Source organism: Nostoc sp. (assembly GCF_036916575.1).
Classification (GTDB): Bacteria; Cyanobacteriota; Cyanobacteriia; order Cyanobacteriales; family Nostocaceae; genus Nostoc.
The window spans coordinates 36,235-60,034 of sequence record NZ_JBALGC010000004.1 but is presented as its reverse complement, the minus strand read 5'-3'; the positions used below and the strand labels follow the sequence as shown (position 1 = coordinate 60,034).

The window sequence follows — 23,800 nt, the reverse complement described above, 5'->3', positions numbered from 1 at the left end:
CAAAACTTTTTTTAGATTATACTCTAGGGAAAAATTAAAAATATATTAAGTAAATTAAGCTCTAAAATTAAGTAATTAAACCGGATATCAATTATTTATATTAAATTATAAATTGATAAACTTTCAGTGTAAATATCAAAGACGGAGCTATAAAATTACGTTATTTTTAGAATGTCCGCATACAGTCAACCACAATTGTGAAAAGTCGAGAACATATTGATCCTATTTTTGAACAACTTTTTTCTCAGATTAGTCCGGAAATAGCAGACTCTTTCACTGATGAGCAACTAAAAGCCATACAAAAAGGTTTCGGCTCTCAAGTTGGGGCTCGTCATTTTTTAGATATAAGATTTTCACTTCCTATTCCCGGGCTACGATTTTATCTAGTTTTATTAACAGGTTCGGAACGTCGTTCGCAACAGCGCTTGCGAAATGAAAAAGGCAGATATCCTCTTTTCAAGACAGGCAATATCATATTCTTAATAGGATTTTTAACTATTCTATTGAGTTCTAGCTTCACTATTTTCTCTTTTTTCTGGTCTTCACTTACTTCCATCTCCACTTCGCCTCACCCTACATCTATTCCTTGGATTTTTGATAAATCTGAATGCGAACACACTAACAGAACTTGGCGTGATCAAAAGTGTTGGGATGATGAACACAGTCCTATGTTTTAAAACCTATTCGCACCGACAATAAAAACAATATGCCTAGAAACCGTTTAACTAAATATTCGTCCAAAAATGACACTTTTCTACAACAGTTTTCCGTCCGCATTCCCCCTCAAGTAGTAGCTACCTTTACCGATGCCCAATTGACAGAATTACAAAAGGTATTTAGGGAACGGGTTAACAAGCGTCATGCTGTAGATATTAGGCTTTCTATCCCATTCATTAAAAAGCGCTTTTATCTAGTTTTTTTACTTGGCAAGGAAAAGAGATTAAAACAGAACAGAAAAGCTCCAATTTTCACACCTGTAAATAATATCTTCCTAATCGGATCTTGTCTGGTATTAATAACTTTTTTGCTTGGTGCGCTCTACATAATTGAAATGGTATTGGGAATTAATACCTTTCCCAAGAAAGAAATCCAAGAGTTTGTCAAGTATTTAATGGACAGTTTTTCGATTTAGTATCGGTGCATCTACCTTTTGATATAAATTTTTAAGATAAAATGTCTTTGCATATCGCCTAACTTTATACCTTAAAATAACTTGTTAAAATCTCCTTTTAAAAATTATTGATAACTATCTTTTATTGTTATTATTCACTCCTAATTAGAAAGCAAATCCTTAATTATTTTGCCTAAGTTTTCAATTCCATTATCTATGTCGATTAAGTCGATGTATTTTAATGTACCAGATTTAGCTAACTTTTTAGCTCGCTCATCGTCATCGGTAGCCTGTCCACATAAGGCATCTGTAAGTATATCTGCGGTTCTACCACTACCAGCAATCACAACAACTAACCTTCCAATATTAACGCTAGAAAATGCATCCTCAAAGGTAATCTCACCACCGTTCAAAAGTACAGTCAGCGAAGCTGCGTTATTGGTCGAATCTTCTGGGTGGAGCGGCGGTTCTCGCCGCTCTGTTAGCGCAGCCTCTTCTCTACGAGAGGCTACGCCAACGACGCAGCGAAAAGTCGAGCCAGCGCCTTGGGTGGGTTAAGAGACCTGTGGCGACTGGCGTTGGAGCGGCGGGAACCGCCGTTAGCGCCACGCAAAGCGAGTCCGCGTACTCGTGCAAAGAAGCAAGCTACGCGTAGCGTCTCGTAGAGAGCGTCTCTGAACTTTTCAAGACAGGAGCGTCACTTTTCAAGACAGGTATCAGAACTTCGGGAAGATGAGGAGGATTTTGCTCCCTGAACTCGCCCTACTATCCCTTATACCCTATCTCGCCTCAACAAATAACTTTCCTTAGCTGCTACACCGGCTTGAAATATATGGTTTTTAACATTGCTCGACCATCTGTCGTTATTTCTGCATTCTTACAGGTCGCCAGAAGGGTTGACGAGCCTGATTCTGGATTGGCTTTGTTGCTTTCAATCTCACTGATGAAGTATCCAGACTCCTTAAGACGATTTAGTAACTCAAGCAATTCTTCTCGATTAACCTGTTGACCCTCGAAGTCCTCAGCAAAAAAGCTAACATCTCGCTGCCCTTCCTCATCGTGTTTAATTTTATTGAGCAGGACGTAGACGATTTGATCCGGTAGGTTATCTGTTGGTGTCAGATCAAGTGACATAGAATACTCCTAAAAATCATAAACTAAATATTATTCTATAGCTATTAAGAATCTTTATCAACAAATAATTTATTATTAGCCGAGAATCTAAGAAGCATCTACCTCATAAACTAATTTATGATTGAGGAAACTTGTCAACAAACACTAAAACGTTGAGTTGAGCTTGCCAACGGGAAGCAGCCAACACCAACTTCCTCCCTTTGCAAGTAGGAATTGAGCGTAGGCGTAGCCCGCCGTAGGCATCGCTCCTCTGTTCAGAGTCATGGCTGAGATGATAAAAGCGATCGCTTAACAATGGCGCAAAAATTCTATGGGTTGGCACTTTGGATTTCAACTTTACCCACAAGACTTACCTGCTCTGCCTCCTGCTGTTTTTTAGTTAGTCGAACATCACGTGAAACTGACAATCCCACCGCCACTTGCCCACTTTTTACACCGTCCCCTGTCTTTGTATATTCCCAACTTCTGACTCAGAATTTCCTCCGCTGTTATACTGAAACGCTCAACTTTGTCTCACAGAGGAGTGATCGCAGAAAACTCAATTAACGCAGGTTCAAAAAGCAAGGTTATGATCATTAATGCATTAATCGAGCTTGGGTCTAATAATAAATAAGTTGGCACAAATAAACCTCCATACTGCAAAGACGATTAATTGCCTCTGTAAAACAGTCAAAAACCATTGAACTATAGACTTTAGGCATGGACACTTGACTGTTACTTGGGTGCTACATCCAACCCAAATCAGCCGTTGTACAAACTTCCATAAGGATAATTGAAGTGACTAAGACTAATTCAGACTTTCTTACCTCCAGTGATCCAGTGATCGCGGAGTTAATCAACGACGAACTACAGCGTCAGCGAGACCACTTGGAGTTGATTGCTAGCGAAAACTTTACCTCCGCCGCTGTACTGGCGGCTCAAGGTTCGGTACTGACAAATAAATATGCTGAGGGATTACCTGGTAAACGCTACTATGGCGGTTGTGAGTTTATCGACAAAATCGAGCAACTAGCGATCGACCGCGCTAAACAGATATTTGGTGCGGCTCATGCGAATGTGCAACCCCATTCTGGCGCACAAGCCAATTTTGCAGTCTTCCTATCGCTGCTGGAACCAGGGGACAAAATTATGGGGATGGATTTGTCTCATGGGGGACATCTCACCCACGGTTCACCTGTAAATGTTTCAGGTAAGTGGTTCCAAGTTAGCCACTACGGTGTCAGCCAACAAACAGAACAACTTGACTACGACCAAATTCGGGAGCTGGCGCTGAGGGAGCGTCCTAAGCTGCTGATTTGTGGTTATTCGGCTTATCCCCGGATAATTGATTTTGAAAAGTTCCGTAGCATTGCTGATGAAATCGGCGCTTACTTACTTGGCGATATTGCCCACATTGCTGGTTTAGTTGCTAGTGGTCTTCATCCTGATCCCATTCCTCATTGTCATGTAGTAACAACAACTACACATAAGACTCTACGCGGGCCTAGAGGTGGTTTAATTTTGACTGGTGACGCAGAACTAGGTAAAAAGCTAGATAAATCTGTTTTTCCTGGCAGCCAGGGCGGGCCATTAGAACATGTCATTGCCGGTAAGGCAGTGGCTTTTGGAGAAGCCCTGAAGCCTGAGTTTAAAACCTATTCTGCCCAAGTGATTAAAAATGCTCGTGCTCTGGCAGAACAATTGCAAAACCGGGGTTTAAAATTAGTGTCAAATGGCACTGATAATCATTTAATCCTCGTGGATTTACGTTCTATAAGTCTCACTGGTAAGCAAGCGGATCAGCTAGTCAGTACTGTGAATATTACTGCTAACAAAAACACTGTTCCCTTTGATCCGCAATCGCCATTTGTGACCAGTGGACTGAGGTTAGGTTCGCCGGCAATGACCACACGGGGCTTGGGAGTATCAGAATTTACCGAGATTGGAAATATTATTAGCGATCGCCTGCTTTCTCCAGATTCCGAGGTAGTTACCCAAGATTGTCAGCAACGGGTAGCAGCATTGTGCGATCGCTTCCCCTTATATCCTCACCTAGAAATTCCTGTGCCAGTCCTAGCCTGAGATGATAGTTAAGAGTTAAGAGTTAGGAGTAATGAGTTTTAAGTTTTAAACTCCTACCAGCCTTACCCTGAGATGAGAGTTAAGAATTAAGAGTTAGGAGTGATGAGTTTTAAGTTTTAAACTCCTAACTCCTACCATCCTTAGCCTGAGATGATAGTTAAGAGGAATGAATTTTAAGTTTTGAACTCTAACTCCTAACTCCTAACTTTTAACCGGAGGCGGAGCGTCTCCAACTCCGCTTCTAACTCCTAACTCCTAACTATTCCTTCCAATGAGTGCAGAAATTATTTGTGTTGGTACTGAACTGCTGTTGGGAGATATCCTCAACGGCAATGCTCAATTTTTGGCGCAACAATTAGCGCAGCTAGGTATCCCCCACTACTATCAAACAGTGGTTGGGGATAATCCAGAGCGGTTGAAGCAAGTTATAGAAATTGCTATTTCCAGAGCGCAAATTCTCATTTTCACTGGTGGACTCGGCCCGACACCAGATGACCTCACCTGCGAAACGATCGCCGATTTTTTTAAAGTCCCGTTGGTAGAACGCTCTGACATCATCGAAGACATAATCCAGAAATTCGGCCAACGTGGTCGGGTTATGTCACCAAGTAACCGCAAACAGGCTTTGATTCCCCAAGGTGCAGAAATTCTACCCAACCCCACTGGGACAGCACCCGGTATCATTTGGCAACCCCGTCCTGAAATCACGATTTTTACCTTTCCCGGTGTTCCCAGTGAAATGCATCCGATGTGGGAAGAAACAGCCGTCCCATTTCTCAAAAGTCAGGGTTGGGGTAAAGAAATTATTTATAGCCGGAGTTTAAAATTTTGGGGTATTGGTGAATCTGCTTTAGCGGAAAAGGTTGCTTCCTATTTGAAGTTGCCAAATCCCACAGTAGCCCCTTATGCAGGTAAGGGGGAAGTAAGATTGCGAGTTTCTGCTAAAGCAAATTCAGAAGCAGCAGCAGAAGCCTTAATTGCGCCCATTGAGAAACAAATTAAAGAAATCGCCGGACTAGATTTTTACGGCATCAATGATAATACCCTTGCTTCCGTGGTTGGTCAGTTGTTGCTTGCATCAAAAGAAACGCTTTCAGTGGCAGAATCTTGCACTGGTGGCGGACTGGGGCAAATGTTGACTGAGATTTCTGGGAGTTCTGATTACTTTTGGGGTGGAGTAATTTCTTATGACAATTCGGTGAAGGTTGGGCTGCTGGGGGTTAACCAGGAAGATTTAGATAAATTTGGGGCGGTAAGTGCTACCGTTGCAGAGCAAATGGCAATTGGAGTTAAAACCCGCCTTGCAACAACTTGGGGATTGAGTATCACTGGTATTGCTGGGCCAACTGGAGGGACAGATACTAAGCCGGTGGGTTTAGTTTATGTTGGTTTGGCTGGACCAAAGGATGAAGTGGCAAGTTTTGAGTATCAGTTTGGTACAGTGCGAGGTCGAGCTTTAATTCGTCATGTGAGTGCGAATGCAGCGTTGGATAATCTGCGCCGGAAGTTGTTGACGAGGTAGCAGATATGTTAATCTTGTCATACAAATGTATGACAAGACATAACGATGCGAATAAATGCCCGATTAGATGACGAGTCTGCTGACAAACTAGCCTATATTCAACAGCAGACTAATCAGGCAGTAACAGATGTGATTAAGTCTGCCCTTGAATTGTACTACCAACAACTTCAGCAGCAGCAAAAGAATCCTTTCTCAATGTTGACCCAAACAGGCTTTATTGGTTGCGGTGAGGCACATCCGGATCTGTCTGTAAATTACAAATCAATTTTGAGAGATGGCTTAAAAGCTAAGTATGGTTATCGTTGATACTGGCTTTTGGTTAGCATTGGCAAATCGCAATGACTCGTACCACACTCAAGCAGTAATGGTACTTGCCAATCTCAATGAACCTCTGATTACGACTTGGCCTGTTGTTACAGAAACTTGTTATTTACTCTTAACAACAATGGGCGATCGCGCCCAAGTAAGTTTCATTAATAACTTATTTTTAGGGGTCTTTACGGTTTTTGATTTGCAATCCCATCATGGTAAACGTATTTGTGAACTGATGGAAAAATATGCGAACTTACCAATGGATCTTGCCGATGCTTCGCTAGTGGTTTTAGCAGAACACTTGGGGCATGGAAGAATTTTGTCGATAGATTTTAGAGATTTTAATGCTTACCGATGGAAAAACCACCATCCGTTTGAAAATCTGATGCAGTTGGAGGTTTAATCATGTAGCTATGAGCAAAACTCCCATCCTTCAACCAAATCACTCATATACTTTCAGAAGCTATTTTGAGATGTCATTCGAGCCAGAAGACATACTGGCTGAATTTGGCTATTCTTTAAAACGTTCCTCTCTCAATCAACAAAAGTCCAGCATTGAATTAGACAGACTTGCAAATCTAAAATCTAGGATTGAGGAGAGTTTGCCATATATTAGTTTGACTAGTGAGGCAGCCCGCAGAGAGTTACTAATTGCCCCAATTTTATTGGATGTTGTTCATTACACCCGCGCCCAACTTAGAATCGAATATCCTTTAATTGTTACAGAACAGTTAAAAGGTTCCCTTGACTATTATCTCCATGCAGACCATAAACTCTTAGTTGTGGAAGCTAAAAATGCTGATTTGGCAAGAGGCTTTACCCAGCTTGCTGTAGAACTGATTGCGATCGATGCATGGACTGATTCTCAAGAGCCAAATTTACAGGGAGCTGTTTCTACAGGGGATATCTGGCAATTTGGTCTATTGAATCGAGAAAGTAAACAAATAACTCAAAACCTAAATTTATATCGTGTTCCTGCTGATATAGAAGATTTAGTTCGTATTTTGGTGGCGATACTGGGTTAAAGATGAAACACTATCACATTAATATTTTCTACAATGAAGAAGATAAGGGCTATATTGCTGATATTCCTGATCTGAAATACTGCTCAGCATTTGGTTCAACTAAAGAAGCGCTTCGTGAAGTCTTGCAAGTAAAAGCAGGGAAAACTAATTCCTGAAGCGAGATATCGTCCTACAATTTACCAGATAACTTCATGATTAGCAGAGAGGCGATCGCACTTTTGTATAGAGATTGCGATCGCCTAATTTTTACCTTAGCTTATTCTATTATTCAAATTAATCACTGTTTTATTAAAAGTAAGGTTCTGAATCATCATTATATTTGTTGAAAGCCTGATTAACTAAAAACATTACATCTTCCAGTTGATCTAATGATGAAAATCTTACTTCAATATTACCATTACCCCAACGTCCAACGTTTGTTACATCTTTGCACAATCCCTTATGGTCATTAATTTTCTTAAATTCTAAATTTAAATATAAACGAAGACTACTTTTTTGAGGTACAATATCGACAAAGTTTGTTGTAGATTTATAGGCTATGTAAAGTTTTTTAAACTCTTCTCTAACTGATGCATCAATATTTAAAATTCGTTTACGAATAGCGTCAAATAGTTTCAAAGTTTCTCCTTGAAGAGTATCAGCATGATGGCTACGAGGTGTCTCAGATATAAGTGCCTGTGCTAGCTCCGTTTGATGATAATTCATGTAGCTGCTTGAAGCCCAGCCTCTGAATACTTGATTGGCATAGCGAATAGCACTATGCCATGCTTCTAAAAATTCTTCTGGTAGGCTAGTTTCATAATCCCATTCTATCCAAACCAATTTAATATCTCTATCTCCAGCCCAACGGTTAGAAATAGTTTCTACCTTATAAATACCCATTAGTTCAATATTACTATATTGCTCAAAATCAATAGCGAATACAGCTTCTACTGCATTTGAATTGCGCTTCAAGCGTAATACCAGCCACTGACCTAAATTAACAGAAATAGCTTTTTCTTTTCGATAATTAATTGATAGAATTTTCCCTATCTTGTCGTATCCTACATTATCTACAACTTTTTGAATATATTCTTTTGCAGTAGTTAAAAGTTTAATATTTGGGAAAATATCTGAAATTACTTGATTGAAATCTAAGTTTTGATTGTCTAAATTAACTACTGAGAAAGCCCAAGCTTTAATAGCAATATCTGCTAATGATACTGCTCTGTTATTGATTTCTATTTCGTTCCAGTGTTCAAGATGCCGCAATCCTCGATTCATTCTTAAAGGGCTATCTGCAAAACCACCGTTTTGCATATCTCGTTTTTCAATAAATGGGTGATCGCTCAATTCTGAGTTATATCCAGTTAGAGTTATATTACCAATAGTGTGCAAATATTTTCCCTGAATTTCTTTCCATTGTTGTCCCAAATCTGCTTGCCATTCTAAAGAAAGATTAGAATTTTGTGGCATGATATGCTCAATAGTATAATTTTCGATACTGACCAACTCTTTTCGCTCATAATTTTCTAGTTTACGAAGCAGATAGTTACGACCACGAAAGTTATAAATATCCTTAACTATGAATTCTCTCCGAAATTCATCATCATCTGGGAATCTTTGATAATTACTTTTGCGGCTCAATGCAATCTGTAAACTTTCGAGGTAGTTTTCTGGATCAATTTCTCTAATTAAAGTGGCAAAAGTCTTATTCATAGAGTTAGTAGCAATACCACAAATACTCCGCCTAAAAACGTAGCTTTCTACAAGTTTTAGAATTTTGATGAATTCTTGCATATTTATTTTATTTTGAATGTAATCATCATAAACCTCTATTAAAAATGGATAAGCAACATCTACCTTAAGAGTGTTAATATCTGTAATTACTTGCCTAATTTCTTGGTCTGTTTCTTGAGCAAGGGCTAGCTTGACAAAATACTTAGAGTAACGGTAAACATCTGCTACTATATTCTTTATCAAAGTGTTTTTTTGACCCTGTACATACACTTTAAAGCTACTGTAAACATCTTTAATATTAGGAATAGTTCCTGACCTAGATTTTATTGTTAAGTAGTCCCTAATGAAACGATCAAAAATTTCAGAATTTCCCATATTGTCAAAATTTTGCTCCATTGGATGCCAGTAGTATTTGTAAATTTCTTCCTGCTCATCCGGCTGAAGTCCCATAAGTACATAGTTACGAATTTTGTCTGCTTCCGAAAGTTCAAGACCTGTAGAATTTAAACTTTCAAATATTAATTGTGGATCATCACGATCCCGTTCCAGAGAAACCTCAACAATCATTAATTTGCATATGCCACGATACAGGCTATTTAGGTCAATATCTAGCTTACGAATTTGACTATCAAAATGGCGATAGTTTTCAACAATTCGAGGAGAGCTATTATCAGGTATTTCTTTATCTTCTAGTAAGAATATTAGAGTTTCTCTATCCTTTTGATTTAGCAATAACTTATAACGTTCGTTTCCTTTTGCGTGCCTATTGAAAAGGTAAAAATCTTCTAATGCATCAGAAGTTATATCAAATTCTTCAGAAGTGGCTTTAATAGCTTTACTCAGAACAGAAAGTACTAATGTTAAAGTAGTTAAACGTTGCTGACCATCAATAACTAACAATTTAGGTATTGCCGCCGTTAAATAAATGCTGTCTGCCATGTGAACTAATGAACCAATAAAATGACCTGATATTCTATCGTCATTAGCAGCACGCAAGACATCATTCCATAATTGCTGACATTGTGTAATTGTCCAACTATAAGGACGTTGATAAATGGGAATAATTAACTGCTTGTTGCCGTCCAGAAATTTGAGAAAGTTAGTTTCAGTAGCCTTCATGGTTTTACCGTGTTATTGCAAAACTGAGGTTATCAAAACCTTTTGCACAAACTATATAAACTATGCTGATTAATAAGTTAGGCTTGATTTCACAGTCTCAGTGTTAGTAGTGCTGAAAAGTTTATAGATAACCTTATTTAAGTATTCCCTTTAGTAAACTACTGATAACACTTATTGCAAAAATTTTGGCAAGATATCTAAAGTGAAAATATATAAACTTATTTTAAGTAATATTTAATACAAGTAATTCTTTAACATCAGTCATTCTATGCCTACCCATCAGCACAATTAATCACGGGATCGCTTGCTGTATTCTTCACAGTTTGTTACAAAAGTACAAAGAACTTCTAGAGACTAAAAACCACATGTTCGGCGGACTTACTGGTTTACAAGATCCTAAAGGCACAGATTGGGGAGAGCGGATGCTTAACACAGTCGCCAGCCAAACGATTCGCCACCTGTTTAGTATGAGCGAGTCAGTAGAAGTCTTTGTGCGCTGCTATCCCTCCAGCAAACTGTTACAAGGCAGCATTGATAGCTTCAAAATGAGCGGTCGTGGCTTGGTGATTCGCAGAGATTTCGCGGTAGAGGAGATGTCTTTTGAAACCGATGCCGTTGCCATTGACTTCGGCTCGGTTTTAAAGGGCAAACTCAGTCTCAAGCAACCCACTCAAGCGATCGCTCAGGTAATTCTATCAGAAGCAGGCATCAACCAAGCCTTTAGTGCAGAACTGGTGAAAAAGCGCCTACTTAACCTCACCGTACCAGCCTTGACGGCATTATCTGGCGGTGAACCAGTCTCATTTACAGAAGTTCAGGTACAGCTATTACCTGAAAATCGCTTACAGCTTGTAGCAAAAGCAGATTTAAAAAATGGCGAACTTGTACCCCTGAGCATGATTCTAACTATAGGCATTGAAAGGCGGCGGCGAGTTTCTTTCAAAGATCCCAAAATCGAACTTGACCAAGTGCCAGAAGCCCAACGGGAAATCTCGCAAACCTTGAGCGTGGCGCTGGTAGAAATTTTGGATAATATGGTTGATTTGGATCGTTTTGACCTCGATGGAGTGAAAATGCGGCTCAACCGATTAGAAACTGAAGGTCAAAAACTTATTTTCAGTGGATATGCTGAAATTGAACGTATTCCAAGTAGCGCTTGAGATGATCATTTTGCACAAAAATACCAATTTTTTTTCAGATTTAGTCAGAAAAAATCTGTGAAATGTGGGCTAATTATTTACTCCGACTTACTTTATTGAAAACAGCTACAAATTTTAAATTCAGTCCAAAATTATCAAAACAGAATAAAAGCATCAGTCGTCAGAATTCATCCTGAATTCTGACGACTGATGGATAAATAAACGGCGTTTTTGCACCTTTACTAAATCAAAAATTTAGTGGTCTTCAAGATGCTCGTGGACTTAAAAAGGGGGGAACTCTAAAAGCCCCCTTTTTAAAGAGGGGTTAGGGGATGTTTTGTGAGTCAGTTCAAAACTCTCTACCTTCCCACCCCTACATATTGGAATCCAGCCCGTACCATTGCTTCCGGGTCGAGGAAGTTACGACCGTCGATGATAACGGGGTGGGCCATCAATTTTGCCATCTTCACATAGTCCAAAGTGCTGAACTGCTGCCATTCGGTGACGAGTACTAAGGCATCGCAGCCGTCAGCTAGTCTTTCAGCATCAGTTTCTACTAGTACACCAGAAAGTCCATGACGTAGACCTGTTTGAGAAACAATCGGGTCGTAGGCTTTGACTTTGGCTCCCAGTCGGTTTAGCTGCTCAATTAGGTTGAGTGCTGGGGCGTCGCGCAAGTCATCGGTATCTGGCTTAAAGGTCAGTCCGAGTAGTCCGACTGTTTTGCCTTTGAGAATTTTTAGAACTTGTTGGAGTTTTTCCAAAGCAATCAACCGCTGACGTTCGTTAACACTAACAGCGGATTTCAGTAGCTGGGCTTCATAACCATAGTCATCAGCAGTGTGAATCAGGGCGGAGACATCTTTGGGGAAGCAAGAACCACCCCAACCAATACCAGCTTGTAAAAACTTGTTACCAATGCGGGAGTCTAAACCGATACCTTTGGCTACTTGGGTGACATCAGCACCGACGCGATCGCAAATATTAGCAACTTCGTTAATAAAACTAATCTTAGTGGCTAAAAAGGCATTAGCGGCGTATTTGATCATCTCCGCCGAACTCAGGTCTGTTGCCAGAATTGGCACAGGGGGTAAAGATTGATCCTCAGCGTACTTGCGTTCCACAATTGGAGCATACAGTTGTTGCATTAAGGCTACTGCCCTTTGACTATTGCCTCCTAGTACAATGCGATCGGGGTTGAAGGTGTCGTGAACTGCTGAACCTTCGCGCAAAAACTCTGGATTACTGATCACATCAAACTGGGCTGCAACCTCAGGTAATTTCTCATCACTCGGCACTCCACCTGCGGGTATTAGTGTTTTCTGCCGTTCAGCGATACCATCTAGAACAAGCATCCGCACCCAGTCACCTGAGCCAATGGGTACTGTAGATTTATTCACTATGACTTTATAACCACCGTTGAGATTTTCCCCAATCCCACGGGCTACAGCTTCGACGTAACGAGTATCACTTTCACCAGTGGGTAAAGGTGGTGTTCCCACAGCAATAAACAAAATTTCTCCGTGGGCAACTCCAGCAGCAAGATCACTAGTAAAATGAATCTTCTCTGTTTGAATGGCAGACTGCATAATTTCTGAGAGTCCCGGCTCAAAAATCGGGGACTGCCCAGACTTCATTAACTTAACTTTTTCTTCGTTGTTGTCTACGCAAATTACATCATGTCCAATATGAGCCAAGCAAGCACCTGTAACTAAACCAACGTAACCAGTACCAATCACGCAAACACGCATTTTTTAACTCCTCGCTTTTTCAGGGTTAGTCTTCAAAAAGAAGTTCTCAATATAACAATTGCACACTGACAGTAAACTCAGTCACTAAGCATACTTGCTACCGATAGGGTGAGCCTGCATGAAAATTCAGAGCGACGCTAGGCGCCACTCAAGTTGTTGAATTATTGACATCGCTTTGAATGCGATCGCTAAAATCTTCTATTGTCAGTTTTAACCCTTCTTGCAGAGGAATGGTAGGTTCCCAATTTAACCAAGTTTTTGCCTTTGTGATATCAGGCTGGCGACGCCGGGGATCATCCGAAGGTAGTGGCTCGAATTTAATCTGCGCGTCTGGATTGATCATATTTTGCACAGTTTGTGCCAATTGTAAAATCGTGTATTCACCAGGATTGCCCAGGTTGACTGGACCAATGTAGTCGCTATTCATTAGGCGGATGAATCCTTCTACCAAATCGGAAACGTAGCAGAAACTACGAGTTTGCGAACCATCTCCGTACACGGTTAAAGGATTACCCCGCAAGGCTTGAACTATAAAGTTGCTCACCACCCGACCATCGTTTTCTAACATTCTCGGTCCGTAGGTGTTAAATATCCGAACAACTCGAATATCAACTTTATTTTGTCTGTAGTAATCAAATGCTAAAGTCTCAGCAATTCTTTTACCTTCGTCATAGCATGAACGTATTCCAATGGGATTGACGCTACCCCTATACTCTTCTGTTTGGGGATGAACTTCTGGATCTCCGTATACTTCACTAGTTGAAGCCAAGAAAAACCTCGCTTTCACACGTTTAGCTAGCCCCAACATATTCAGTGTTCCGATCACGTTAGTTTTAACGGTTTTAACTGGGTTGTACTGGTAATGTACTGGAGAAGCAGGACAAGCTAAATGATAAATTTGATCTACTTCTAAGCGAATTGGTTCGGTAATATCATGGCGGATCAGTTCAAAGTACGGATGACCTAACCATTTAAGGATGTTGCGTTTGTGACCAGTGTAGAAATTATCCAAGCATATTAATTCATGCCCAGCAGTCATTAGTCGGTCGATGAGATGGGAACCAATAAACCCAGCACCACCCGTCACTAAAATTCTCATAGGTTTCCCAATTACTTACAAATATTTTCAGTAGCTATTGCACTTATTTTTAGATTACCCAGCTTGGGGACAAAAATACAAAACGAAAAAAAGAACAAGGCTCAATCAAAAAGTATTATTGAACTAACTTATTTTTCTACGGTTGTAGGTTTATGGTATTTTTACTTACTTCCTTAATAATTTAACTAGCAAAATAACAAATATTGTTTGAAAATTGTCAGTCTTTTAGCTAAAGTTCATCAAATCTTCAATAATATAAAGTATTTTTACGGTTATTACTTACTGTTCTAATTGTTGAATACAAAGATGCAGGCAGTAAGTTGACACTCACGCAACTTTAAGACCTTACTATTAGCCAAATTTTTGTGATAGTCAAGTTGTGGCGTTTACCAACATCCACCCCGTACTTAAGTACAGAGGCTCATATCATTTCACGAAATTCCTCCTAGAAAACCTTGGTAGGGACGTAAAGTTGTACATCCTTACAGACGATTCATTTGTTGCAAAGATTTTTGTCAATGCGATGCCTCTGGTGGTCACTGAGCCCGCCGTACTCCTAGGTCGAAGCAAGCTAGCAAGAGCGTCTCGTAGAGAAGTGCGGGCTACGCCAACGCAGCCCAAGTCCACGTGAGTGGACTGAACTCTGCCTTATATCATACAGCAGATGTAATGCTGGTAAGCGTGTTAGACATCACTACATTTGTGGTTTGAGTGCGTTGCGGTTCTCCAAGCATGACAATGGAACAGGTAAGTTGTCTGGCTAACTGAGTTGTGACATCGCTAATAGCTAACCCTCCAGGACTAGTACGATTACGTATAAAAGGTAAAACGACTAAATCATATAATCGTGCTGCCTGCAAAATTGCTTGGGCAACATTTTCATGAGCGATAATTTGAATTTCTGGGGCATTGGCCAAAGCTAATTTAGATACCAACAGAGAGAGATGTGATCGCCTCCAAGCAATTTTATTGGAACTAGTGCGGCGATCACACACATTCAGCACAGTAATGTGGCTCTGATTTGCTTCTGCCAGCATCTGGGCAAATTGTACAGGCTGTAATGTAGGTGCTGTTAAATTTTCTATTGGTACTAAAATGCGCTGAATTTTTTTCGGTGATTCTACTAGACGTGTCACCGCTACTGGACAATGGGATGCCCAAAGCACACCATCAATCACATTCCCAAATAAACGCGCTCGTAACCCAGTCCGTTTACCCCAACCCATAACAATTAAATTAGCCTTTTGTTCGCGAGCAGCTCTGCTAATTCCTTGAGCAAAGGCATCATCAATTCGCAGCACTGGTTCTGCGGCCACGCCCAATACTCGACTTTGTGCCGTGGCTTTGGTCAATAACCGTTCACTCCGTTGTAGAGACGCTTCTAACTGCGGTGCATCCATGTGAGCAGCAGCAGTAGCAATAGCTAACGGCATAATTTTGCCCTGAGACTGACGCGCTAATAACGCCGCCATTTCAATCAAATACTGCTCGGTCTGAGGATTATACACAGGTACGACTATAGTAAAAGCACTGTCTGTTTCTGATGCCTTCTGGTCAGGTAGAGGTAGTGCTGAATCTTGGGCTGATGAGGAATTCAAACCAACAGCTATTCGACTGGTAATCAATGGTCCTAAGGTTGATGTGACAAGCATTAAGACAATGACGCTGTGTAATACTTCTAGTGGTAGCAACCCAGCTCGATATCCCACTAACGTTGCTGCTAACGTTGTACTAACCTGGGGAAGTGATAGCGACCACATGGTTAGCATTTCTTGCCAGTTATAGCGGTAAACCAGTTTTGTCAATAAAGCTGCAATCAATTTACTGACAATCAAACCGACTATGATCAACAGCGTTAACTTGAGCGTGTCCAGGTTGTTCACAAAGGCGGGTAAATTGATCAGTAAGCCAACGTCAACAAAGAAAATGGGAATGAACAGCACACTGCCAATAAATACCACCTTTTCTTTGACTGGGCCTTCACCCACAGTTTCATTCACCGCCAAACCTGCTAAAAAAGCACCAACAATTTTTTCTACCCCCATTAATTGAGCGCCCACAGCCGCGAGAAACACAGACAGTAACACAAACAAAAACTTGTTTCCTTCGTCGTCTCCAGACCGCTTGAAAAATTCTTTGCCTGCCCAATCAAAGCCTGCAACAACGGCAACAGAGTAAATAATTAACCAACCCGACAAGGTGAGTAGTTTAGCAAAGCTGAATGTTCCAGCATGAGCGACGGCTACACAAACGGCTAAGATCAGCACTGCACCAATATCTGTAAAAATCGTAGCTCCAATGGTGACAGTAACAGCTTCATTGTTTACCACTCCCAAACGACTGATTATCGGATATGCCAAAAGGGTATAGGAAGCAAATAAAGAGCCAATTAAGATTGAAGTATTCCAGCCATAGCCTAAAATCACCCCTACTAAGGTTCCCATCATCAGGGGTAGACTGAAAGTCAAGCGAGCAAATCCAAAAGCGCGACTTTTTTGTCGGCGAAACTGTTCTAGATCAACTTCTAGCCCGGCAACAAATAGCAAGTAAATTAACCCAATGTCTGATAGCAGGTTAATCATCGGCGAGTCAGACTGAAATAGATTCCAGCCTGAGGGCCCAAGTACTAGCCCTGAGAAAACCAAACCCACTAATCCTGGTAATCTTAGCCGCTCAAACATTATGGGTATAACTAAGATGACCACTAGCAGAATAGCAAAGGGAACAATTGGTTCCTTGCCAAGAACTTGGGAAGTTGGTTCCAGAACAGGAACTTGTGATATGAGTTCCATAGGTGGGAAATGAAGGGGCTATGGTAAAACTGCGATTACCTTGGGGGCGATCGCCTGATCGATATAAATAAATAGAGAAGCCACCTGACGAAAAATCAAAAATCTTAACTTACATTAACTAGCAGGTTGTCGGAGAACTAACTACCTACGGGTGGATTTGACTCAAAATGAATCGCAAGCGATCGTAGTCGTCTTTAAGTAGCACGCTCAAACTACGTCCAGCTTTAATTAGCCATTCTCGGTCAGCTTTGCGTAACTGGTATACATCTCGAATGGCAGCTGCGGTCAAAGACTCTATTGGCGCACCGTTAATACAAAGCAGTGTCCGCAAAAAATCTAGTTCTTCAGTAAATTTAATGATCGCTTCTGGTTCACACCGATAAACAGCTTGATGAATTTGCGGAGGACGGGGTGGTAGATACTGATATATTCTTTGGTTATAACCTCGATTCTGGGAAGACTGCTCAAATCCCACGATCGCAGCCCGGAATTCAGTTCTGAGCATGGCAAATATCTGGGGTTGTTCCTCCCGTAAGTTTTGCAATGACAACCCCAAAGCTCTAGCCCGGTGTACGGAATCTATGGGCATAGTTGTAGCATAATATACCACTGCATAAACTTGATTACCAGATTCTTCATCTACAGAACAGACCCAACTACCAAAAGGTGGCATGGAGGGAAAGCTCAAATCTTCTGGTTCCAAACACTGGGCCAAAAATTCGGTACTAGTAGTCTCAATCACCTCCGCAATGTGGTTGGGATGGCGATCGCCAGTAGCAAACTGTGGTAGGGGAAGGCGCATAGTAATTTAGTCATTAGTCATTGGTGAGCCAGTGTGGTCTTCTTCCAAAGGGAGAGGCTAGCGCCTGCCGTAGGATGCCCAAAGGGCTGTAGGGGTTTCCCCCATAAGCAACTGGCTCACCCGAAGGGTCATTAGTCATTAGTCTTTGCCAAATGACAAAGGACAAAGGACTAATGACTAATCTTATTTGGCTTTTTTACGTCCGGCTGTGGTCTCTACGAGTTCCAATTCGCTCAGGCGAAAGGTAACTAATTTATCCCAGTTACCACCTTCAAATAATACGGCTACTTTGCCATCACTCACCCGTTGCACGAGTCCTTCGTAGCGATAATAGGTATCTGCGGGATTCTTGACGCGAACAGTTGCTCCAGGCAGGATCATGTTTTTAGCCTCGCTTGTTTGCTTTTAATAGCTTAATACTTATTAATAGTCATTGATCATTGGTGAGCCAGTGCGGTCTTGGGGGTTTCCCCCATGAGCAACTGGCGAACCCGAAGGGTCATTGGTCATTTGCAAAGGACAAATGACGAATCAAACCGTAATGCGAGAGCATTCGTGAGAGGTTAAGGTCATATACCATTTGTCAATAAGCAATCGTACTTATAATATTGCCAAAATTGGGGTCGAAAACAGAATTTTTAGGCAGGCAATCGCATAATCTTGATCCGTATCATTCATTGTCGCGCTCCAAATTAAGTACAATAGTTAACTTAATACTTCCGTTTTTTCCAAATTTTCAGCATAATTTCTAATTGACAAAAGTAAGATTATCTTAAAATCTCACCGATGATGCAAGAGTCATTAGTCATTAGTTATTAGTAAGAAAGTCCTCGAAATACCACGCCCACTCTTTAACGTAGTTTGAATTAGTCTGATATAAGAAAGTTTTTTTCGCCCACCAGGAGTGAGGTATATACCAAAAACTCTTATATCTTTGACTAATGACTAATGACCAATGACTAATGACTACTTCATCAATAATACTTCTGTCTTTGTCGAAAATTTGCTACTGATTCTACTATTCCCAAGGAGATGAAGTTAGTCAGCATAGCAGAACGCCCATAACTCATCCAAGGTAGGGGAATTCCTGCCACAGGTGCTAAACCTACAGTCATGCCAACGTTTACAATCACCTGAAATATGATCATGGACAAAACGCCAATAGCCAACAAGGAACCAAAGTTATCTTTGGCGGTTTGAGCAACATGCAATAGACGGAAGCAAATTAAGCAGAAGACAAACAGGACTACCAAACAACCAACAAAACCGAATTCTTCCCCCACTGCGGAGAAAATAAAATCTGTATGCTGTTCAGGTACGAAATTCAGTTGCGTCATTGGGCCCTTGAACAGACCCCATCCCCAAATTTTACCAGCACCAATGGCAATGCGAGATTGGATTAAGTGATACCCAGCACCGAGTGGATAGTGATCGGGGTTTATGAATACAGTTAGCCGATCTCTTTGATACGGTTTCAAAATATGGTTCCAGGCGAAGACTCCTAATTCGCCACCCAGTATATTGAGACTGCACGCACTGATTGCACCGAAACCAAATCGACGCCACCGAAGAGTTTGCCAGCCCACAATAGCCATCGCAACTGACCAAATTAGCCCTAATGGCCCAAAAGATAGTTCTTTGAATAAAATTATCGGCTCTGATAAAGGCCAAGATATACTAAACAAAATGGCAGCAACCACAGGAGAAATCATTAGAATTAACCAGCCTGGGTTAGCATTTGCCCAGTAAAGCATTCCTAAGACGATCGCACCAAATACTATTGATGTTGCTAAATCTGGCTGTGAAAATACTAATCCCCAAGGTATGGCAGTGATTGCCAAAACGCAGAAAACACCTTCAAGGCTAGAAGCAGTGCGCCTGTGTAACAAAGCTGCTAAGGTGATGATTATGCCGACTTTAGCAAATTCTGAGGGTTGCACGTTAAAGCCGGCGATACTAATCCACCGCTCCGCCCCTTTGGCGCTAGTACCGGCAATCTTCACGGCGATTAAACTAAAGTTCGTCAGTGCGTATGTCACCCAGTGCCATTGCAACAAGATTTCGTAACGGGTGCGAGATAAAAACAGGGCTATAAGCACGCCGATAGCCGCTACCAACCAGTGCCACCACCAGTCAGTTACTGGCTGCTTCAGTTCCGTACTGAGGATCATGATGCCGCCAAAAATACTGACAGCAATCGGCAAACAAAAAAGTAGCCAATCTACATCCTGCCAGGGCTTAACCCAAGACTTCCAACGAATTTTGGGGAGCGATCGTTTTAACAACATTGTGCCAGTTTAGACTTTAACTTTTAGATTTTATTGTTGGGCATTGCCCAAACAGGGCATTGGGCATGGTGTATTAGTTCTTCTCCCCCTGCCTCCCCTGCCCTCCTGCTCCCCCTGCTCCTCATCCCCCTCATCCCCGATGCCCCATGTCCAATCCCTAGTATTCCCAAGCTATAGCCCAGGAACAAGATAGAAATTAAAATTAATTATGTCAAAGCAGCAACTGATACTTTACCAGCAATGGTAAGAGCGATCACTGTTAATGCTTTTGCCGAAGCAGAATCTGAATCACCAACAACTATCGGCACACCACTGTCACCACCAACTCGCGTGGAAATCTCTAGTGGTACGCACCCCAATAAAGGCACTCCCAATTCGGTGGCTGTTTTGGAGCCACCACCGGAACCAAAGATGTCATACTGCTTATCCGGTTGGTCGGGGGGAATAAAATAGCTCATATTTTCCACGATCCCCAATACCGGGACATTCATCTGCTGGAACATCCGCAATCCCTTGCGAGAATCTAACAAGGCTACAGTTTGCGGCGTGGTGACAATTACTGCCCCTGCCATCGGCACTGCTTGGGTTAAAGTTAACTGAGCATCTCCGGTTCCCGGTGGCATATCTACAATCAAATAGTCTAGTTCTCCCCATTGCACTTGATAGAGAAACTGGCGAATTACACCATTGAGCATAGGCCCCCGCCAAATTACTGGTTGATCTCGATCAATCAAAAAGCCCATTGAAACTAATTTGACGCCGTGATTAAAAGCAGGTTCTAGGATGTCACCTGTTTCGGTTGAACGGACAGTAATTTGGGCATCAGCCAGACCCAGCATGGTAGGGTCATTGGGACCGTAAATATCAGCATCTAGCAAGCCGACTTTCGCCCCAGTTTGAGCTAAAGCTACTGCTACATTCACCGCCACCGTACTTTTACCAACGCCACCTTTACCGCTGGAAACAGCAATGATATTTTTCACCCCAGAAATGCCAGTGCGTTGGTTTAGCCCGCCGGAGGCATCGGCCAAACTTTTTTGCTGGGGTGTTTCTGCCGTCACTTCTATGCTTACATCTGTAACGCCTGGGAGCTTTTTGACAGCTTTCTGACAGTCTTCGACAATAAATTCACGTAAAGGACAGGCAGGAGTGGTCAACACCAAAGTAAAACTAACCTTGCCATCATCAATTTTGACGTTGCGAATCATATTTAGTTCTACCAGACTTTTGCGGAGTTCTGGGTCTTCCACTGGTCGCAACACTTCTAAGACAGAGCTGGAGTCGAGGACATCGTACATAAAAAATTCAAAATGAAAAATTCAAAATGAAAAAATACACTCGTGGCGAACATCTTAGCTATTAACTGGCTGCTTTCTTAAGCAAGGTCAGCTTAGTGTTATCACTGTTACTCCCGTAATAAAACTTAGCAAATTGCATTATCACCTAATAGAATCTTAACTTTCTTTAGGGATTAGTTATTGGGCATTAGGGATTGGGCACTTGTACTGAGCTTGTCCTGAGCGTAGCCGTAAAGCCTGCGGCATAGCTACGCTTAAGGCGCAGCCCAAGGTAGAGAAGTATTGGGCATGGTAAGAAGCTCTTAAGCAGGGAGCAGGGTGCAGAGGTAAAAATTTTCTTCCCTGTTCCCTTTTGCCTGCCCCTTTGCCTCTTCCCCAGTCCCCAGTCCCCATCACCTAAAAATCAAAACAACTGTCATTAAGGGATTTTTTCTTACCAGATACTGTTGGCAATGCCGTCTTTTCTACTGCCTCGACTAAAGACCTTGCTACGCGGTCTGCATAAGGACGGGATAAAGACCAAATCAGGGGTGATAACCAACCCCGTAGCGTTACAGAATAAGACAGACAAGTACCACAAACCGTTGACTCTACTTGATAAGTCACCCGTTCCTCTATCCCAGGAATCGCCAGCACTCGGATACTCAGCATTTCTTTATGATTGACGCGCTCTACAAAAATCCGGATGGGAATCGGCGAAAAGCGTGTTACAGCATGAAAAATCAACCCTGGTTTGGGTACTAATCCGTAGGGGACGTTAGTACTCTTAAGTAGTGGATGCCAAGAAACATCTGTTAAGTCAGCGACTTTTTGCCACAGTTCATCTACAGAAGCAGAACTAATCTCTCGATACGTCCGCACCAGAGAAGCGCAAAACCGACGACGTTTGCGGTGGATGAATTTGGATAACCAACCTTGCATTTTCCTAATCCTCCTCCCTAGACACTTTCTGGTAACTCTGGTATAGTGGGCAACTACGCTCAGTTCTTAAATTAAAACTTTCTCAGAAATGCCCTAAACATAGCAAGCCTCGATGCGGCAAAGACGCTAACATCCAACATAAGAATATGGCAAAGAAGTTTTGAGCAGGCGAGTCAAACTCTTGATACTTCTAGGTTACGACTAAAGTCTAGTGTTTATACCAGAATATTCCAACTAAAAATTTCAAAAACAACTCAGTCAGTATACAAGCCTATACGCATTTGAGGGAAAATAACTCTAATGATGCCCATCAATCGTAATAAATGCTTGACCAGTAAGAAAAAGCGGGTTAGGCAAATAGAGCTTGATTGTTGGCGCGTGTTTCCCCCAAATTTTAAAATGAAAAATTTGTGGCTTTCTGAAAATTGTAATTTAGGTTCGGGAATCTATGTTGACCAACTCGCAAATACCGACTGTAGCAGCATCATCTAAGTCTTTGCCAGCAACTGACGCTCAAACTAGGGTCAGTCAGTTTATGAAACAACTGCAAGACGAAATTACGCAAGCGTTAACAAAACTAGATGGTGTGGGCAAGTTTCTCGAAGATAGTTGGGAACGTCCAGAAGGAGGTGGAGGGCGATCGCGTGTGCTGCGAGATGGTGCAATATTTGAACAAGCAGGTGTAAATTTTTCTGAAGTTCAGGGTTCCCATTTGCCAGCCTCAATTTTAACCCAACGCCCTGAAGCAGCAGGACATGGTTTTTATGCCACGGGCACTTCACTGGTATTACATCCTCGCAATCCTTACGTACCCACAGTTCATTTAAATTATCGCTACTTTGAAGCGGGGCCAGTATGGTGGTTTGGTGGTGGTATTGACTTGACACCTTATTACCCCTTTGCTGAAGATGCGGCACATTTACACAAAACATTAAAACAGGCTTGTGACCGAAACCACCCAGAATATTACCCGGTGTTTAAGCAGTGGTGTGATGAATATTTCTACTTAAAGCATCGTGATGAGACACGGGGCGTAGGTGGTCTGTTTTTTGATTACCAAGATGGTCAGGGTGCTTTATATCGTGGGCCAGATCCCAATGGGAAAGCGGCTAGTTATAGCAACCAGGTGGGAACACCAGCAACCCGCAGTTGGGAAGATTTGTTTGCCTTTGTACAAGACTGTGGTAAAGCATTTTTACCAGCTTACGTACCAATTGTAGAACGGCGACATGGGATAGAATATGGCGATCGCCAACGAAATTTTCAACTCTACCGCCGGGGACGGTATGTAGAATTTAACTTGGTTTATGACCGAGGCACTATTTTTGGTCTGCAAACCAACGGACGCACTGAATCAATTCTGATGTCCCTACCACCCTTAGTGCGCTGGGAATACGGCTATCAACCGGAACCCAATTCCCCTGAAGCCGAATTGTATGAAACCTTCCTTAAACCTCAAGATTGGATCAACTGGACACCCAGTTAATAGTGCTGTTAGCGGATAGCTATGGTTTAGCCTGTGCTGAGTGCTGAGTACTGAGTTAGGAGTTCGGAGTTCGGATAACTATCCTGATCTCCCTCGTCTCCCCCATCTCCCCCATTTCAACTTGGCACTCAGCACTATTTTGGTGAGTTAAACTACCAAAGGTAAGCACTTAGCAGAAAAAGGTGACAATTTTAGCTATAGCTTGTTAATCTCAAGTGGCA

General features: G+C 41.8%; 22 protein-coding genes and 1 pseudogene. 10 read left to right on the top strand and 13 right to left on the bottom strand.

The window, feature by feature from the left end; genetic code table 11:
• Positions 1 to 197 precede the first annotated feature (197 nt).
• Together V7L29_RS01370 and V7L29_RS01365 are read left to right on the top strand one after the other, a co-directional pair.
• Positions 198 to 677: a hypothetical protein gene (locus V7L29_RS01370; protein WP_334691028.1), complete on the top strand. Its 480-nt coding sequence runs from the start codon at positions 198 to 200 to the stop codon at positions 675 to 677.
• A gap of 29 nt (positions 678 to 706) precedes the next feature.
• Complete coding sequence (locus tag V7L29_RS01365; protein WP_334734294.1) at positions 707 to 1,132, top strand: hypothetical protein; 426 nt, start codon at positions 707 to 709, stop codon at positions 1,130 to 1,132.
• Positions 1,133 to 1,272: 140 nt separating this feature from the next.
• Here V7L29_RS01365 and V7L29_RS01360 read toward each other — a convergent pair.
• From V7L29_RS01360 to V7L29_RS01350, 3 genes and pseudogenes are all read right to left on the bottom strand, one after another.
• Positions 1,273 to 1,539: pseudogene (locus V7L29_RS01360) on the bottom strand (hypothetical protein); the annotation flags it as partial.
• A gap of 385 nt (positions 1,540 to 1,924) precedes the next feature.
• Positions 1,925 to 2,245 carry a hypothetical protein gene (locus V7L29_RS01355; RefSeq protein WP_334734293.1) on the bottom strand — a complete coding sequence of 107 codons (321 nt, stop codon included), beginning with the start codon at positions 2,243 to 2,245 and terminating at the stop codon, positions 1,925 to 1,927.
• 115 nt (positions 2,246 to 2,360) lie between these two features.
• Positions 2,361 to 2,567: a hypothetical protein gene (locus V7L29_RS01350; RefSeq protein WP_334734292.1), complete on the bottom strand. Its 207-nt coding sequence runs from the start codon at positions 2,565 to 2,567 to the stop codon at positions 2,361 to 2,363.
• A 455-nt stretch (positions 2,568 to 3,022) separates the two neighbouring features.
• Between V7L29_RS01350 and glyA the strand changes: the two genes are divergently transcribed.
• The 6 genes from glyA to V7L29_RS01320 all read left to right on the top strand — a co-directional run bounded on the left by glyA (position 3,023) and on the right by V7L29_RS01320 (position 7,320).
• Positions 3,023 to 4,306, top strand: coding sequence for a serine hydroxymethyltransferase (gene glyA, locus V7L29_RS01345; protein ID WP_334734291.1), 1,284 nt, complete (start codon positions 3,023 to 3,025; stop codon positions 4,304 to 4,306).
• Between the two features lie 271 nt (positions 4,307 to 4,577).
• Positions 4,578 to 5,828 (top strand): competence/damage-inducible protein A, encoded by a 1,251-nt coding sequence (locus V7L29_RS01340; RefSeq protein WP_334691023.1) that lies wholly within the window; start codon positions 4,578 to 4,580, stop codon positions 5,826 to 5,828.
• 45 nt (positions 5,829 to 5,873) lie between these two features.
• On the top strand, positions 5,874 to 6,134 hold the full coding sequence (locus tag V7L29_RS01335) for a CopG family transcriptional regulator (protein WP_334734290.1): 261 nt from the start codon (positions 5,874 to 5,876) through the stop codon (positions 6,132 to 6,134).
• Positions 6,121 to 6,543, top strand: a complete 423-nt coding sequence (locus V7L29_RS01330; protein WP_334734289.1) for a type II toxin-antitoxin system VapC family toxin — start codon at positions 6,121 to 6,123, stop codon at positions 6,541 to 6,543. Before V7L29_RS01335 ends, V7L29_RS01330 begins: the two co-directional genes overlap by 14 nt.
• 10 nt (positions 6,544 to 6,553) lie before the next feature.
• Positions 6,554 to 7,165: a hypothetical protein gene (locus V7L29_RS01325; RefSeq protein WP_334734288.1), complete on the top strand. Its 612-nt coding sequence runs from the start codon at positions 6,554 to 6,556 to the stop codon at positions 7,163 to 7,165.
• A gap of 2 nt (positions 7,166 to 7,167) precedes the next feature.
• A complete protein-coding gene (locus V7L29_RS01320; RefSeq protein WP_334734287.1) occupies positions 7,168 to 7,320 on the top strand; it encodes a type II toxin-antitoxin system HicB family antitoxin in 153 nt (50 codons plus the stop codon).
• A 133-nt stretch (positions 7,321 to 7,453) separates the two neighbouring features.
• Here the strand turns inward: V7L29_RS01320 and V7L29_RS01315 are convergent, their stop codons facing one another.
• Positions 7,454 to 10,003, bottom strand: a complete 2,550-nt coding sequence (locus V7L29_RS01315; RefSeq protein ID WP_334734286.1) for a DUF262 and DUF1524 domain-containing protein — start codon at positions 10,001 to 10,003, stop codon at positions 7,454 to 7,456.
• Positions 10,004 to 10,368: 365 nt separating this feature from the next.
• Between V7L29_RS01315 and V7L29_RS01310 the strand changes: the two genes are divergently transcribed.
• Complete coding sequence (locus V7L29_RS01310) at positions 10,369 to 11,163, top strand: LmeA family phospholipid-binding protein (RefSeq protein ID WP_334691018.1); 795 nt, start codon at positions 10,369 to 10,371, stop codon at positions 11,161 to 11,163.
• 338 nt (positions 11,164 to 11,501) lie between these two features.
• On the opposite strand, the gene V7L29_RS01305 is transcribed toward V7L29_RS01310, so the two are convergent.
• From V7L29_RS01305 to V7L29_RS01265, 9 genes are all read right to left on the bottom strand, one after another.
• Positions 11,502 to 12,893 (bottom strand): UDP-glucose dehydrogenase family protein, encoded by a 1,392-nt coding sequence (locus tag V7L29_RS01305; RefSeq protein ID WP_334691017.1) that lies wholly within the window; start codon positions 12,891 to 12,893, stop codon positions 11,502 to 11,504.
• Positions 12,894 to 13,041: 148 nt separating this feature from the next.
• Positions 13,042 to 13,992 carry a UDP-glucuronic acid decarboxylase family protein gene (locus V7L29_RS01300; protein ID WP_334691016.1) on the bottom strand — a complete coding sequence of 317 codons (951 nt, stop codon included), beginning with the start codon at positions 13,990 to 13,992 and terminating at the stop codon, positions 13,042 to 13,044.
• Between the two features lie 653 nt (positions 13,993 to 14,645).
• Positions 14,646 to 16,784, bottom strand: a complete 2,139-nt coding sequence (locus V7L29_RS01295; RefSeq protein ID WP_334691015.1) for a cation:proton antiporter domain-containing protein — start codon at positions 16,782 to 16,784, stop codon at positions 14,646 to 14,648.
• 145 nt (positions 16,785 to 16,929) lie between these two features.
• Positions 16,930 to 17,586 carry an HAS-barrel domain-containing protein gene (locus V7L29_RS01290; protein WP_334734285.1) on the bottom strand — a complete coding sequence of 219 codons (657 nt, stop codon included), beginning with the start codon at positions 17,584 to 17,586 and terminating at the stop codon, positions 16,930 to 16,932.
• Positions 17,587 to 17,599: 13 nt separating this feature from the next.
• The gene (locus V7L29_RS01285; protein ID WP_334734284.1) at positions 17,600 to 17,725 is read right to left on the bottom strand and encodes a hypothetical protein; all 126 of its coding nucleotides are present in this window, start codon (positions 17,723 to 17,725) and stop codon (positions 17,600 to 17,602) included.
• A 44-nt stretch (positions 17,726 to 17,769) separates the two neighbouring features.
• Positions 17,770 to 17,967, bottom strand: coding sequence for an NAD(P)H dehydrogenase subunit NdhS (locus V7L29_RS01280; RefSeq protein ID WP_094351697.1), 198 nt, complete (start codon positions 17,965 to 17,967; stop codon positions 17,770 to 17,772).
• Between the two features lie 593 nt (positions 17,968 to 18,560).
• Entirely contained in the window at positions 18,561 to 19,874 is a 1,314-nt protein-coding gene (rodA, locus tag V7L29_RS01275) for a rod shape-determining protein RodA (protein WP_334691013.1), read from the bottom strand.
• 206 nt (positions 19,875 to 20,080) lie between these two features.
• On the bottom strand, positions 20,081 to 21,172 hold the full coding sequence (locus tag V7L29_RS01270; protein ID WP_334734283.1) for an Mrp/NBP35 family ATP-binding protein: 1,092 nt from the start codon (positions 21,170 to 21,172) through the stop codon (positions 20,081 to 20,083).
• Between the two features lie 396 nt (positions 21,173 to 21,568).
• Positions 21,569 to 22,093, bottom strand: a complete 525-nt coding sequence (locus V7L29_RS01265; protein WP_334734282.1) for an SRPBCC family protein — start codon at positions 22,091 to 22,093, stop codon at positions 21,569 to 21,571.
• Between the two features lie 448 nt (positions 22,094 to 22,541).
• Between V7L29_RS01265 and hemF the strand changes: the two genes are divergently transcribed.
• The gene (gene hemF / locus V7L29_RS01260) at positions 22,542 to 23,579 is read left to right on the top strand and encodes an oxygen-dependent coproporphyrinogen oxidase (RefSeq protein ID WP_334691010.1); all 1,038 of its coding nucleotides are present in this window, start codon (positions 22,542 to 22,544) and stop codon (positions 23,577 to 23,579) included.
• Positions 23,580 to 23,800 lie beyond the last annotated feature (221 nt).